The following is a 14,310-nucleotide window of genomic DNA, read 5'->3' as shown; positions in this document are numbered from 1 at the left end:
CGATTTGTAAGGTCAAGACGCCGCTGCATTCTGACTTTGCCAATCACAAATCTTACTTTGCAGATTCCTCCGGCCCCTCCGCGTCCTCCGTGGTTGGTTTCTCGGGGCGCAGCAGGGGGAACAGGATCACGTCGCGGATGGATTTGGAATCGGTCAGCAGCATGGTCAGCCGGTCGATGCCGATGCCTTCGCCGCCGGTCGGCGGCATGCCGTACGACAGCGCGCGCACGTAGTCGTGATCGATCTCCGCCATGGCCTCCTCGTCGCCGGCCTGGCGCTGGCGCACCTGGTCCTCGAAGCGCCGCAACTGCTCCTCGGGGTCATTCAGCTCGCTGAAGGCGTTGCCGATCTCCAGGCCGCCGCAAAATACCTCGAAGCGCTCCACCCAATGCTCCTCTTCGCCGCGCTTGTTCTTCGACAGCGGCGAGATGGCGAGAGGGAAGTCGTAGATGAACGTGGGCTGGATCAGGTGCTCCTCGGCCACGGCCTCGAACATGTCGGCGATAGCCCTGCCCACCGGAGCGCTCGGGTCGTAAGGCATGTGCGGCGTGTGCGCCGCGTTGAACCGCTTCACCAGCGCGCCCACGGAGGCCGCGTCGTTGAAGTCCTTCATCTCGGGCTTTGCTCCCGCCGCCTCCGGCCAGTACTTGATGATGGACTCGCGCATGGAGAGCCGCTGCCACTTCGCCCAGTCGATCTCGTGCTCGCCATACTTCACCTTTGTCGAGCCGGTGACCTCGCGCGCCACCGAGGCCAGCATCTCCGCCGTCAGGTCCATCAGGTCGTTGTAGTCGGCGTAGGCCTGGTAGAACTCGAGCATGGAGAATTCGGGGTTGTGCTGCGTGGAGATGCCCTCGTTGCGGAAGTTGCGGTTGATCTCGTACACGCGGTCGAGCCCGCCGGCGATCAGGCGCTTGAGGTACAACTCGGGCGCGATGCGCAGGTAGAGGTCCATGTCGAGCGTGTTGTGGTGGGTGATGAAGGGCCGGGCCGCTGCGCCGCCCACGATGGGATGCAGCATGGGCGTCTCCACCTCGACGTAGCCGCGCGCGTCCAGAAAACGCCGGATGGCCTGCACCACCTTGCTGCGCTTGACGAAGGTTTCCCGCACCTCGGGGTTCATCACCAGGTCCACGTAGCGCTGGCGGTAGCGCGTCTCGACGTCAGTGAGCCCGTGCCACTTCTCCGGCAGCGGCAGCATGGCCTTGGCCAGGAACGTGAGCTCCTCGACGTGCACCGTCAGCTCGTTCGTCCGCGTGCGGAAGAGGAAACCTTTGACCCCGATGTGGTCGCCGATGTCCAGCAGCTTCCACAGCGCGAACCCCTTCTCGCCCACGTCATCTTTCTTGATGTAGATCTGCAGGCGCTGTCCGGCCTGTTGGAGGTGCGCGAAGCCGACCTTGCCCATCAGGCGGATGGTCATGATGCGCCCGGCGATCTTCAGTTCGACCCGCTGGGCCGCGAGCTGCTCGGTGGTCGCGTCTTTATATTGCGCGACGATGGCCGGGACCTCGTGCGTGGGCTCGTACTTGTAGGGATACGCGGGCTGGCCGAGGGCTTCGATCTCCTTCAGCTTCTGCCGCCTGAGTTCGTAGATCTTCTGGTCCAGTGCCACGTGAGGGGTCTTATCTTTCGGTCAGGGTCAGGGACGAACCAGCGATTATAAAGGAAGGGTCGCGCCCGCCCCCTCTTTCAGGTTCATAGCGGTCCCCTGGGACCCGGCCCACGGTCTCCTGTGTCCTGAATCACACCGGGCAGCGATGTTGCCGATTGAACGCGGCGGCGAAGCAGTTTAGTATTGCGGGTTCTTTTACTTTCGATAGACGAGCCCTATGCCCCAGAACTACGTGCCGATCTTCATCTTCGCCGCCGTGGTGGCCGTTCTGATCCCCGTGACGCTGATGGTGGCCAAGCTGGTGCGCCCGCAAAACCCCGGCAGGATCAAGCTCATGCCCTACGAGTGCGGCGTCGATCCCATCGGCGACAGCCGCCAGCGCTACACCGTCCGCTTCTACATCGTCGCCATCCTCTTCGTGATTTTTGATATTGAAACCGTATTCTTGTTTCCGTGGGCGGTGCAATACAAGCAGCTGGGAATGTTCGGATTCGTGGAGATGATGGTGTTCCTGGCGATCCTGGTGGTGGGCTACGTGTGGATCTGGAAGAAGGGCGCTCTGGAGTGGGTCTAAGCGAACTATGACGGAAGAAAGCAAAGAGAAAGGGCAGCCCGTCTCTCCCTCACAGCCCGGCGCAGCCGCGCCGGGAGACAAGCCAGCAACTCCTCCGCCGGCAGCGGCGCCCGCCGCCGCGAAGCCAGCCGCTCCGGCGAAACCAGCCGGCCCGACACCGACGCCATGGGAGCACGAGCGCGTCGCCAAACTGAGAAAGCAGTACGGCTCGGGGGTCAAAGAAGCCAGCACCTACCTGGGGCAGAACTACGTCGTGGTGGACAAGTCCATCGTGCACGAAGTCCTGCGCGCGATGCGCGACGAGGAGCAGTTCGACTACCTGGTGGACGCCACCGCGGTGCACTACCCCAAGCGCGAGGAGACGCAGTTCGACATCGTCTATGTCCTGTACTCGTTTCCGAAAAACGAGCGCATGCGGGTGAAGACCCAGCTCAAGGAGGGCGAGGCGGTGGCAAGCGCCGTGCCGCTGTGGCCGGCGGCCAACTGGCTGGAGCGCGAGTGCTACGACATGTTCGGCATCCGCTTCGAAGGGCATCCGGACCTGCGGCGCATCCTGCTGCCGGACGAATGGAAGGGCCACCCGCTGCGCAAGGACCACAGCATCATCCAGCAGGACCAGGAGTGGGTGAAGATCAACCTCGGGATCGAGAGCGGACAGTAAATGGCGGACATCTTCAAGAGCGAACAGAACCCGCTGGCGCTGGAGCACCTGGAGAAAGCGCCTGCGTCCGAGAGGACGGTACTCGATGCCAGCGAGCTGATCATCAACATGGGCCCGCAGCACCCGTCCACGCACGGGGTGCTGCGCGTGATCCTGAAGCTGGACGGCGAGAAGGTGCTGGGCACGGAGTGCGTGATCGGCTACCTGCACCGGGGGGTGGAGAAGATCGCGGAGAACCGCACGTACGCGATGTTCAATCCCTACGTGGACCGCATGGACTACGTGGCGGCGGTGTCGAACGGGCTGGGGTACTGCGAGGCGGTGGAGAAGATCCTGAACATCGAAGCGCCGCCGCGAGCCGCGTGGGTGCGGACGATCCTGACGGAGCTGAACCGGATCGCCAGCCACCAGCTCTGGCTGGGCACGCACGCGCTGGACATCGGGGCGATGACGCCGCTGTTCTACACCTTCCGCGACCGGGAAGAGATCCTGAAGATCTTCGAGAAATACTGCGGGGCGCGGCTGACGACACACGCCTTCCGCATCGGGGGCTGCCTGTACGAGACCTACGACGGCTTCGAGGCCGACGTGAAGAACTTCTGCAAGTTCGTCGCCCCGAAGATCGGCGAGTACGAGCAGTTGCTCACCACCAACCGCATCTGGGTGGAACGCACGACAGGCGTGGGAGTGATCTCGACGAAGGACTGCATCGCGCTGGGAGTCACGGGACCGGTGCTGCGCGCCAGCGGGCTGAAGTGGGACATCCGCAAGGCGCAACCGTACGCCGCGTACAAGAACTTCGAGTTCGAGATCCCCACCGGCCAGAACGGCGACACGTACGACCGGTACATGGTGCGGATCGCGGAGATGCGGCAGTCGCTGCGCATCATCGAGCAGGCGGTGGACTCGATCCCGGAAGGACCAATCATGGGCAAAGTGCCCAAGGTGATCAAGCCGCCGGTGGGCGAGATCTACCACTCGATCGAGGCGCCCAAGGGCGAGCTGGGATACTTCATCGTGAGCGACGGGTCGACACAGCCGTACCGCGTGCGGGTGCGTCCACCATCGTTCGTGAACCTGCAGGCGCTGGACGTGATGGTGAAGGGACAGCTTGTGGCAGATGTCGTAGCGGTGATCGGAACGCTCGACATCGTCCTCGGCGAAGTAGACCGGTAGCGGAACAATCATGCTGGATTACATCACTGGATATTTGAGTCAGAACGTGACGCCCGGGGAGGCGGGGAACCAGCTGTGGGCGCTGGTCTACATCCTGATCATCTTCGCGGGCGTGTCGCTGATCGTGATGGCGATGAACTGGATCGAGCGCAAGGTGCTGGCGCACATGCAGGTGCGTCTGGGGCCGATGCGGGTGGGCCCGCACGGGCTGCTGCAACCGATCGCCGACGCCATCAAACTGCTGACCAAGGAAGACATCATCCCGGACCAGGCGGACAAGCTGGTGTTCTGGCTGGCGCCGGTGGTGATCGTGACGGTGGCCTTCACGACGTACATCGTGGTGCCGTTCGGCCGGACGCACGCGGTCACCGACATGAACATCGGACTGTTGTTCATGCTCGGGGTGAGTTCGATGACGACGCTGGGAGTCATCATGGCGGGCTGGGCGTCGAACTCGCACTATCCGCTGCTGGGATCTCTGCGCTCCAGCGCGCAGATGGTGTCGTACGAGATTGCGATGGGAATGGCGGTGGTCTCGGCGGTGCTGATGACCAGCCTTACGCCGCAGGTGGACAAGAAGTGGCTTTTCGGCACCGAGGGCACGGGCACGCTGAGCATGATCGGCATCGTGCAGGCGCAGTACGCACAAGAGACCTGGTTCATTTTCAAGTTCTTCCCGCTGGGGCTGATTGCATTCTTTATCTTCGCCGTGGCCATGGTGGCCGAAACCAACCGGACACCCTTCGACCTGCCGGAGGCGGAATCGGAGCTGACCGCCGGCTTCCACACGGAATACTCCGGCCTGCGATGGTCGCTCTTCATGCTGGGTGAATACGCCGCGATGGTCGCGGTCTCCTCGATCGCGGTGACGCTGTGGCTGGGAGGCTGGATGCGTCCGTTCCCGCATTGGCTGAGCGGATCGACCTGGGACGTGGCGTTCTCCTGCTTTCCGGCGCTGACCTTCTTCTTCCTGGCGGGGCTGACCTTCCGCACCTTCGTGCGCATGCCGACCCATCCCGCGTTCAAGATTCAGAAGCTGGGGTTGGGCGGATTCGGCGCGGTACTGGCGCTGATCGGGCTGGTGCTTCTGATCCCGCCGGTGCGGGTGCGCATCGAGGACATCTACTGGTTCATCCTCAAAGTCTCCGTCTTCATGTATCTGTACATCTGGTACCGGGGCACGTTCCCGCGGTATCGCTTCGATCAACTGATGAAGCTGGGATGGAAGTTCATGATCCCGACCGGCATCGCCGTCCTTATTCTTACAGCGGCGGCAGGACTGATACTGAAATGAGCGTCTCGCAATTCTTACGCCACATCCTGCTGGTGGACCTGATCGAGGGGATGTCGGTCACGTTCCGCTACCAGCATCCGAAGGAGATCTACACGGAGCAATATCCGATGGAGCGTCCGCAGATCGCGGAGCGGTATCGCGGTCTGCACCGGCTGAACGTGAACCCGGAGACGGGGGAAACGCTGTGCATCGCCTGCGACCTGTGCGCGCTGGCCTGCCCGGAGAAGCTGATCAAGGTCACCAGCGAGCGCGACCCGGTGAGCAAGCGCAAGAAGATGACCAGCTACACGGTGGACCTGGGCCGCTGCATGTTCTGCGGGCTGTGCGAGGACGCCTGCTCGACCGATGCGCTGGAGCTCACCCAGGACTTCGAAATCGCCCTGTACAGCCGCGAGGGTCTGATCCTGGACCGGGAGCGGCTGGAGAAGGGGCCGGAACCGACGGTGTACGTGAAATGAACCCAGTCGCCACGCCGTTCTTCTTTTACTTTCTGTCGGGGATCGCGGTGGTCAGCGCGATGCTGGTGATCACGCGGCGCAACGCGGTGCACTCGGCGATCTCGTTGATCTTCACGCTGCTGTCGCTAGCCGGGCTGTACCTGATGCTGTATGCGCCGTTCGTCGCTGCCGTGCAGATCATCCTCTACGTCGGCGGAATCATGGTGCTGTTCCTGTTCGTGATCATGCTGGTGAACATCGACCGGACCATGGTGGAGGAGCAGTTCAACAAACAGTGGCTGGCCGGTGTCCTGGCGGCGCTGGCGCTGGGCGCGCTGTTCGTGGCGGTGTACGCGAGAGGAAGCGCCATCTTCCCGACTAAGAACGTGGTGATGTCGGAGAGCAGCAATACCCAGGACGTCGGACTGATGCTGTACCGGAACTACCTGCTGCCCTTCGAAATAGCGTCGCTGCTGCTACTGGTGGCCATCGTGGGAGCGGTGGTGATGGCGAAGAAGAGGATCTAGGCGGATTGCGTAATTGGGTAATTGAGTAATCGGGTAATTGGGGAATTGAGGAATTGAGAAGCAAAAGCTCAATGCAAAGGACGCAAGGGTAGGCACGAGGGGCGCAGAGGAAGAGAAGAGATGGAGATCACGACCTTACATTACCTGGTGGTGGCGGCGGCGCTGTTCATCATCGGCACCATCGGGGTGCTGACGCGGCGCAACATCGTCATCATCCTGATGTCCATCGAGCTGATCCTGAACGCGGTGAACCTGAACCTGGTGGCGTTCTCGCGGCTGTACAACCTGCAAGGACAGGTGTTCTCGGTCTTCGTGATCACCGACGCGGCGGCGGAAGCTGCGGTGGGGCTGGGCATCCTGATCGCGCTCTTCCGGAACAAAGAGACGGTGAACGCCGACGATATCGATCTGCTCAAGTGGTAGCTAGTAGCTGGTGAGAAAAACGAAATGTTCTTCTTAGAGTACATATGGGTGATTCCGCTGCTGCCGGCGTTCGGGGCGGCCATGATGTTTTTCTTCGGCCGGAAGGTGTCGAAGCGGGCGGTGAGCGTCATCTGCGTGGGCGTGGTAGTGCTGTCGTTCTTGATGGCCTGCGGCGCGGTGTGGCAGCTCAGCGACTACTCGGCGGCAAACCACGGCAAGCCCTTCGAGAAGGTGATGTACACCTGGCTGGGCAGCGACACCGGCAACCTGGGCTACGCCACGCGCGACGCGAAATTCGCCAACTTCAAGGCCGAGGCCGGGTTCCTGCTGGATCCGCTGTCGGCGATCTGGCTGCTGTTCGTGACCGGCGTGGGCATGCTGATCCACATCTACAGCATCGGCTACATGGGGCACGAGGGCGGCTATTACCGCTTCTTCGGCTATCTGAACCTGTTCATGTTCGCCATGCTCACCCTGGTCCTGGGGAACAACTACGCCATGATGTTCGTGGGGTGGGAGGGCGTGGGTCTCTGTTCCTACCTGCTGATCGGCTTTTATTTCCTGAGACATTCGGCCTCGACCGCGGCCAACAAGGCATTCATAGTCAATCGCGTGGGTGACGCCGGCTTCCTGATGGGAATGTTCACCATCGCCTGGTACTTGGGGTCGGTGAAGTACACGGTGGTGAACGAACTGGCGCGCAGCGGACACTTCCAGACGGGCGACCCGGTCATCACCGCCGCCTGCCTGCTGTTGTTCGTAGGAGCGTGCGGCAAGTCGGCGCAGGTGCCGCTGTATGTCTGGCTGCCGGACGCGATGGAAGGCCCGACGCCAGTTTCGGCGCTGATCCACGCGGCGACCATGGTGACCGCGGGCGTGTACATGGTGGCGCGTTCCAACGCGCTGTTCGTGCTGGCGCCGGAAGCGATGAAGGTGGTGGCGATCATCGGCGCGGTGACGGCGATCTTCGCGGCCTCGATCGGCCTGGTGCAGAACGACATCAAGCGCGTACTGGCCTACTCGACGGTGTCGCAGCTCGGGTACATGTTCCTGGCGCTGGGTGTGGGCGCGTTCGCCGCCGGGGTGTTCCACGTGTTCACGCACTCCTTCTTCAAGGCGCTGCTGTTCCTGGGCTCCGGTTCGGTGATCCACGCGCTTTCCGGCGAGCAGAACATGCAGAAGATGGGAGCGATGGCAGGGAAGATCCCGACCACCTTCAAGACCATGCTGGTAGGGACGCTGGCCATCGCCGGCGTGCCGCCGCTGGCCGGCTTCTTCTCCAAGGACGAGATCCTGTGGCAGGCGTGGTCGGCGGAGAACGGCGCCTTCCGCGCGTTGTGGGTCATCGGTTTCGCCACCGCGGTGATGACCTCGTTCTACATGTTCCGGCTTATCTATCTGACCTTCTGGAGCCCGTCGCGGGTGGACCACGAGGTGGAGCACCACATCCACGAGTCGCCCAAGTCCATGACCGGGCCGCTGGTGGTGCTGGCGGCCGGTTCGGTGCTGGCCGGATTCCTGGGAGTGTCGCCGGCGCTGGGCGGCTCCAATCGTTTCGAGAAATACCTGGAGCCGGTGTTCGCTCGCGAGGCTGCGGCGGAGGGTGAAGCGCATGCCGCAGCGGCTACGGCTGAAGCGCCCAAGCACGACAACACCGAGTACCTGCTGATGCTGCTCTCGGTGGGCGCGGCGTTTGCCGGGTGGGGCCTGGCGAAGCGTTCCTACGGCAAGGCGGAGAAGGATTACCGCGAGCCCATCGACGCGATCGCGCCTCCCGTTTACCAGGTGCTGTTCAACAAGTGGTACGTGGACGAGGCCTACGATTACGCCTTCACCGGACGCCGCTCGCTGGGCCCGGTGCGCCTGGGCGCGATGGGACTGGGCGAGGCGGCGTGGAAGTTCGATGCCAACTTCGTGGACGGCGGGGTGAACGGCGCGGGGTGGTTCACGCGCTTTACCTCAAGTGTCTCGATGTGGTTCGACAAGTGGGTGGTAGACGGGGTCGGCGTCCACACGGTGCCGATCCTGACGCTGGGCGGCTCGTACGTGTCGCGCCTGGTGCAGTGGGGCCTGGTGCAGTGGTATGCGTTCGTGATGGTGATCGGATTACTGGGATTCGTCGTGTATTACCTGGCGCGGTGAATTCGAGACGCCCTGATGGGCGTCGCGACAGAGAATTGATAACCGAGAACTGAGAACTTATGTACAACCACATCCTCTCGATCGTGCTGTTTACGCCGCTGGTGGGCGCCTTGGTGCTCCTTTTTCTTCCGAAGGACAACAAAAACGTCATCCGCTGGGTGGCGAACATCTTCGCCTTCGCCGGCCTGGTGGTGTCGCTGCCGCTGGTGCCGTGGTTCTGGGCGGTAAAAGGTCAGCCGGGCTTCCAGTTCATGGAGCGGACGACGTGGATCCCGTCGATCGGCGCCGAGTACAGCCTGGGCATCGACGGCATCAGCTTCCTACTGATCATGCTGACCACGCTGCTGGGGTGGGTCTCGATCCTGTCGTCGTGGACGGCGATTGAAGAGCGGGTGAAGGAATATTACGTCTGGTTCCTGGTGCTGCAGACGGGGATGCTCGGCGTGTTCATGTCGCTGGACTTCTTCCTGTTCTACGTGTTCTGGGAAGTGATGCTGGTGCCGATGTACCTGCTGATCGGCATCTGGGGCGGCCCGCGGAAACTCTACGCGGCGATCAAGTTCTTCCTCTACACGCTGGTGGGCTCGGTGCTGATGCTGCTGGGCATCCTGTACCTGTACTTCAACCACCAGGCCAAGACCGGTGTGTACACGTTCAGCGTGACGGAGATCTACAAGACGGCGCCCGACATCACGGGCACGGCGGCCACGCTGCTGTTCCTGGCGTTCTTCGTCGGCTTCGCCATCAAGGTGCCGATGTTCCCGTTCCACACCTGGTTGCCGGATGCGCACGTGGAGGCGCCCACGGCGGGCTCGGTGATCCTGGCCGGCGTCCTGCTGAAGATGGGGACGTACGGGCTGGTACGGTTCTCGCTGCCGCTGTTCCCCAAGGTGGCGATGAGCGACTCGATGCGGCTGTGGATGATGGTGCTGTCGGTGATCGGCATCGTGTACGGCGCGCTGGTGTCGCTGATGCAGAAGGACATGAAGAAGCTGGTGGCGTACTCGTCGGTCAGCCACCTGGGCTTCTGCACCCTGGGCATCTTCGCGCTGAACCCGCTGGGGCTGAGCGGGTCGGTGCTGCAACAGGTCAATCACGGGATCTCGACGGGCGCGCTGTTCTTGATCGTCGGCATCCTGTACGAGCGGCGGCACACACGCGAGATCGCGGAGTACGGGGGCGTCTCGAACCGCATGCCGGTGTACGCGACCATCACGCTGATCATGTTCCTGTCGTCGATGGGCCTGCCGCTGCTGAACGGGTTCATCGGAGAGTTCACCATCCTGCAAGGCACCTTCATGGAGCCGATGATCGCCGGGTACAGCGGACGGGTGTGGGCGGCGTGGGCCGTGCTGGGCGTGGTCCTCGGAGCGGCTTACCTGCTGTGGCTCTACCAGCGCGTGTTCTTCGGCCCGGTCAACAATCCGAAAAACGAGAAGCTGCACGACCTGACGCCGCGCGAGGTGGTCACCTTCGTGCCGCTCGTCATCCTGGCGTTCTGGATCGGGTTGTTCCCCAAGCCGTTCTTCCAGATCCTGGAGCAGCCGGTGAACAACATCGTGTACAACCAGCTGCATCGAGAGTTGCCCAAACCGGGGCCGGCGGAGGCGAGGGTCCAGCATGAAGAGCATGCTGCGGCCACCGCGCCAGTGAAGACGCCGGGCATGGCGGAGCAGGCGCAGGCAGCTCCGAATCCGAACCGCGTCACCGCGAGGAAGTAGCGATGCCAGGTAGCTTCTCCAATTTTTTCGCCAGCTCCGACTACACGCTCGCACTGCCCATCCTGCTGCTGACGATGTTCGCGCTGGGCATCCTGCTCATCGATCTGATGCTGCCGGCGGAATGGAAGCGGTTGAACGCGGTCACGGCGCTGATCGGCCTCGCCTTCGCCACAGTCGCACTCATCACGCGCATACACGTTCCGTACAACGCGATGGCCAGCCAGGGAGTGCCGCTCGGAGCGTTCCTGCGCGGCTTCGGCGGCGCAGTGCGCATGGACCCCTTCGCCATGTACTTCTGCTACCTGTTCCTGGCCGGAGCGGCGATCACCATCCTGATGTCGGTGAGGTATCTCGAGATCGAGAACGAGAGCCATGGGGAGTTCTACGCGCTGATCCTGCTCTCCGTCATCGGCATGATGGGCATGGCCATGGGCATGGACCTGATCATGCTGTTCATCAGCCTGGAGCTGATGGCCCTCTCGACCTACGTGCTGGTGGGATTCTTGCGGCGCGACAAGCGCTCGAACGAGGCGTCGCTGAAGTACCTGCTGCTGGGGGCATTCTCCTCGGGGATCTTCGCCTACGGCCTGTCGCTGCTGTACGGGTTGTCGGGGAGCACCAACCTGAACGTCATCGCGGGGATGCTGGGCCGCGTCCTGCGGAACAATCCGCACAGCCCGATCGTGATCCTGGCGCTGCTGACCACGTCGGTCGGGCTATTCTTCAAGATCGCCGCGGTGCCCTTCCACCAGTGGGCGCCGGACGCGTACGAGGGCGCGCCAACCTCGATCACCGGATTCATGTCGGTGGCGGGCAAGGCGGCGGCCTGGGCGCTGCTGCTGCGGATCTTCCTTTGGGCGCTGCCGGCGGTTCGGCCCCTCTACCTGCCCCTGCTGGTGTTCGTGGCCATCGCCACCATGACCGGCGGCAACCTGGCGGCGCTGACACAGACCAATCTCAAGCGCCTGTTCGCCTACTCCTCGATCGCCCACGTCGGCTACATGCTGCTGGGCCTGATCGCGGGCGACGCCTATAGCCCCAGCGCCACCGGGATCAAGGGCATCCTGTTTTACCTGATGGTGTACACGTTCATGAACCTGGGGGTGTTCGCGGTGCTGACGTCGCTGCGGCGGCGGGAGATCATCGGTGACGAGATCGACGACATCGCGGGCCTGTACTTCAAGGCGCCGGTGGAAGCGATGCTGATGGTGGTGTTCCTGCTGTCGCTGGCCGGCATTCCTCCGCTGGCCGGGTTCTACGGAAAGTACTTCATCTTCCTGTCGCTGATCGAGACCGGACACTATGGGCTGGCTTCGATTGCCGTGCTCTACGTTGCGGTGGCGATGTATTACTACCTGCGGGTCACCAACGCGATGCTGATGCGACCGGCGGTGGACACGGAGCCGGTCCACATCTCGCCCGGAATGGGCGCGGCGCTGGCCATCACCGCCGCAGCCACGATCGGCATCGGGCTCCTGCCTGATGTTTTCATCCGGCTAACGAACTGGAGCATCGGGATCGCGCAAACGGCGGCGTCCGTGGCGCAGAACGTGCGCTAGTCTAGACCAATCTCCGAGAGCGCGGCTTAGGCCGCGCTTCTTGTTTTACCGCAGAGAACGCAGAGATCGCAGAGAAGTTCTTGCGAATCATTTTTCTCTGCGTGCTCTGCGGCCTCTGCGGTTAAATTCTCTTAGATGCCCGAGGACAAGAAGAACGCGTGGCTGCAGGCGAGCCGCTTCGTCGAGCTCGGCGTCCTGTTGCCCGCAGCGACCTTCGTCGGGTGGTTGATCGGAGCTGCGCTGGACAAGTGGCTGCACACCACGTGGATCTATCTCGTCGGGTTGATCCTGGGGATCGTGGCGGGGTTTGTGCAGCTCATAAGAACGGTCCTCGCCGCCGAAAGGAAAGAGTGAGTACTCAGTACTCGGTACTCAGTACTCAGCTAAGACCGGGCGATTCGAACTGAGTACTGAGTACTGGGTACTCTTCTACAATCGGTATCAGTGGGCGAAGAAACCATCTCGCAGAGATCCGAGGATTTTTACTCCGGCGCCTACGGGCGGATCGTCCGCCTGATGGTGGTGCTGGGGATCTCGCTGACGGGAGGCGCCTATCTCCGCTTTGGGGGCATCGTAGCGGCAGGGTTCGCCGTGGGATGCGCCATCGCCATGCTCAATTTCCACTGGCTGAAGACGGTGGCCAGCGCCCTGGTCGAGCGTGCCGCCACTACCGGTAAGTCGCAGTCCAGCAAGGGGATAGTAGGCCGGTTTCTGTTCCGCTACCTGTTGGTCGCGGGGGCTGCGTATGTTATATTCAGAGTTTCTTTAGCCAGTCTTTACGGGCTCCTGGCGGGCCTGTTTCTCCCGGTCGCGGCAATCCTGATCGAGGCAGTGTACGAGTTATACGTGGCGGTGCGCCGCGGGGAGTAGCTGGGCATTGATATGGAACAACTGCCGTTCACAGCACTGCTAAACAAATTTTTCGGCGGGATCGCCCTCTCGCTCCTGAACGCCCTCGGTATCCATCCCCAGCATCCGGAAGCGCCCATCTCCAACTTCGTGGCCATGGAGATCCTGGTGGCGCTGATCCTGGTGGGGTTCTTCCTGTTGGTGCGTTCGCGCCTGTCGGTGGAGAGCCCGGGCGGGCTGCAGCACGTGATGGAGGGCATCCACGGCTTCGTCCAGGGCCAGAGCCAGGAGATCATCGGCCATCACAGCGAGGCCTACACGCCATTCCTGGTGACGCTGGGCCTGTTCATCCTGGGCTGCAACCTGCTCGGCCTGTTGCCGGCGTTCGAATCGCCCACCGCGAATCCATCGGTGCCGCTGGGGTGCGCCATTTGCGCCTTCGCGTACTACAACTTCTCGGGCATGCGGAAGCAGGGCGTGCTGCACTACCTGAAGCACTTTGCCGGGCCGATGCCGCTGCTGGCGCCGCTAATGATCCCCATCGAGCTCATCAGCCACAGCGCCCGCATGCTGTCGCTCACCATCCGTCTTTTCGCCAACATCTTCGCGGGCGACATGGTGACCCTGGTTTTCTTCTCCCTGGTGCCGGTGGGAGTCCCGATCATCTTCCTGGGGCTGCACATCGGCGTGTCGTTCTTGCAGGCATATATTTTTGTGCTACTGACCACCGTGTACCTGGCGGGAGCAGTGGCGGAAGAGCACTGATTCAAGTACTCAGTACTCGGTACTCAGTACTCAGTTAAAGACGGCGAAGGGAACTGAGTACTGGGTACTGACAACTGCCGCAAGCGTGAGGGCGTCTGCACGAGGATGACGTCAACCACCCACTGGCGGCGATTCATAGAAGGAGCAACACCAATGCGCAAAACGATGATGTACGTCTTCCTGGTCATGGCGGCGCTATGCTTTGCCATGCCCGTGTACGCCCAGGGTGAGCCTGCCGCCGCGGCGGGAACGAACTGGGTGGCCATCACTTCCGGCTTCGCCATGGCGATCGCCTCCGCAGTATGCGGGATCGGCCAGTCGCGGGCGACAGCCGCCGCCTGCGAAGGGCTGGCCCGTAATCCAGCCGCCCGCCCGGGTATCCAGCTCTCACTGATTCTCGGCCTGGCGCTGATCGAATCCCTGGCCCTCTACACCCTGGTGATCATCTTCGCCAAAGTGAAGTGACGAGACCCGGTTCGAGTTCCAAGCCTCCGCTGCGGCGGAGGCTTTCTTCATTGGGTAATCGGGTAATTGAGTGATCGGATAATTGGAAGAAAAAGCTCAACA

Annotated in this window: 15 protein-coding genes; 14 read left to right on the top strand and 1 reads right to left on the bottom strand. The window is 62.3% G+C overall.

Annotation, left to right across the window (positions count from 1 at the left end):
* Nucleotides 1-52 precede the first annotated feature (52 nt).
* The gene (gene lysS / locus LAN37_01630) at nucleotides 53-1,615 is read right to left on the bottom strand and encodes a lysine--tRNA ligase (GenBank protein MBZ5645906.1); all 1,563 of its coding nucleotides are present in this window, start codon (nucleotides 1,613-1,615) and stop codon (nucleotides 53-55) included.
* 217 nt (nucleotides 1,616-1,832) lie between these two features.
* Here lysS and ndhC point away from each other — a divergent pair, with 217 nt between their 5' ends.
* The 14 genes from ndhC to LAN37_01560 all read left to right on the top strand — a co-directional run bounded on the left by ndhC (nucleotide 1,833) and on the right by LAN37_01560 (nucleotide 14,208).
* Entirely contained in the window at nucleotides 1,833-2,189 is a 357-nt protein-coding gene (ndhC, locus tag LAN37_01625; protein MBZ5645905.1) for an NADH-quinone oxidoreductase subunit A, read from the top strand.
* 7 nt (nucleotides 2,190-2,196) lie between these two features.
* Nucleotides 2,197-2,850 (top strand): NADH-quinone oxidoreductase subunit C, encoded by a 654-nt coding sequence (locus tag LAN37_01620; protein MBZ5645904.1) that lies wholly within the window; start codon nucleotides 2,197-2,199, stop codon nucleotides 2,848-2,850.
* Nucleotides 2,851-4,026, top strand: a complete 1,176-nt coding sequence (locus LAN37_01615) for an NADH-quinone oxidoreductase subunit D (GenBank protein MBZ5645903.1) — start codon at nucleotides 2,851-2,853, stop codon at nucleotides 4,024-4,026.
* A 10-nt stretch (nucleotides 4,027-4,036) separates the two neighbouring features.
* Nucleotides 4,037-5,320 carry an NADH-quinone oxidoreductase subunit H gene (locus tag LAN37_01610; protein ID MBZ5645902.1) on the top strand — a complete coding sequence of 428 codons (1,284 nt, stop codon included), beginning with the start codon at nucleotides 4,037-4,039 and terminating at the stop codon, nucleotides 5,318-5,320.
* Nucleotides 5,317-5,778 (top strand): NADH-quinone oxidoreductase subunit I, encoded by a 462-nt coding sequence (locus LAN37_01605; protein ID MBZ5645901.1) that lies wholly within the window; start codon nucleotides 5,317-5,319, stop codon nucleotides 5,776-5,778. Before LAN37_01610 ends, LAN37_01605 begins: the two co-directional genes overlap by 4 nt.
* A 59-nt stretch (nucleotides 5,779-5,837) precedes the next feature.
* On the top strand, nucleotides 5,838-6,284 hold the full coding sequence (locus LAN37_01600; GenBank protein ID MBZ5645900.1) for an NADH-quinone oxidoreductase subunit J: 447 nt from the start codon (nucleotides 5,838-5,840) through the stop codon (nucleotides 6,282-6,284).
* 120 nt (nucleotides 6,285-6,404) lie between these two features.
* Entirely contained in the window at nucleotides 6,405-6,707 is a 303-nt protein-coding gene (gene nuoK / locus LAN37_01595; protein MBZ5645899.1) for an NADH-quinone oxidoreductase subunit NuoK, read from the top strand.
* 24 nt (nucleotides 6,708-6,731) lie between these two features.
* Nucleotides 6,732-8,849 carry an NADH-quinone oxidoreductase subunit L gene (nuoL, locus tag LAN37_01590; GenBank protein MBZ5645898.1) on the top strand — a complete coding sequence of 706 codons (2,118 nt, stop codon included), beginning with the start codon at nucleotides 6,732-6,734 and terminating at the stop codon, nucleotides 8,847-8,849.
* A 59-nt stretch (nucleotides 8,850-8,908) separates the two neighbouring features.
* Nucleotides 8,909-10,570, top strand: coding sequence for an NADH-quinone oxidoreductase subunit M (locus LAN37_01585; protein MBZ5645897.1), 1,662 nt, complete (start codon nucleotides 8,909-8,911; stop codon nucleotides 10,568-10,570).
* Between the two features lie 2 nt (nucleotides 10,571-10,572).
* Entirely contained in the window at nucleotides 10,573-12,129 is a 1,557-nt protein-coding gene (locus LAN37_01580; protein ID MBZ5645896.1) for an NADH-quinone oxidoreductase subunit N, read from the top strand.
* Between the two features lie 135 nt (nucleotides 12,130-12,264).
* Nucleotides 12,265-12,483, top strand: a complete 219-nt coding sequence (locus tag LAN37_01575; protein MBZ5645895.1) for an AtpZ/AtpI family protein — start codon at nucleotides 12,265-12,267, stop codon at nucleotides 12,481-12,483.
* 90 nt (nucleotides 12,484-12,573) lie between these two features.
* Nucleotides 12,574-12,999, top strand: coding sequence for an ATP synthase subunit I (locus LAN37_01570; protein ID MBZ5645894.1), 426 nt, complete (start codon nucleotides 12,574-12,576; stop codon nucleotides 12,997-12,999).
* A 12-nt stretch (nucleotides 13,000-13,011) separates the two neighbouring features.
* The gene (gene atpB, locus LAN37_01565) at nucleotides 13,012-13,743 is read left to right on the top strand and encodes a F0F1 ATP synthase subunit A (GenBank protein ID MBZ5645893.1); all 732 of its coding nucleotides are present in this window, start codon (nucleotides 13,012-13,014) and stop codon (nucleotides 13,741-13,743) included.
* A 153-nt stretch (nucleotides 13,744-13,896) separates the two neighbouring features.
* Complete coding sequence (locus LAN37_01560; GenBank protein MBZ5645892.1) at nucleotides 13,897-14,208, top strand: ATP synthase F0 subunit C; 312 nt, start codon at nucleotides 13,897-13,899, stop codon at nucleotides 14,206-14,208.
* The last annotated feature ends 102 nt before the right edge of the window (nucleotides 14,209-14,310 follow it).

Source organism: Terriglobia bacterium (assembly GCA_020073495.1).
GTDB lineage: Bacteria > Acidobacteriota > Terriglobia > Terriglobales > Acidobacteriaceae > JAIQFD01.
This window is presented reverse-complemented; position numbering and strand designations above follow the sequence as displayed.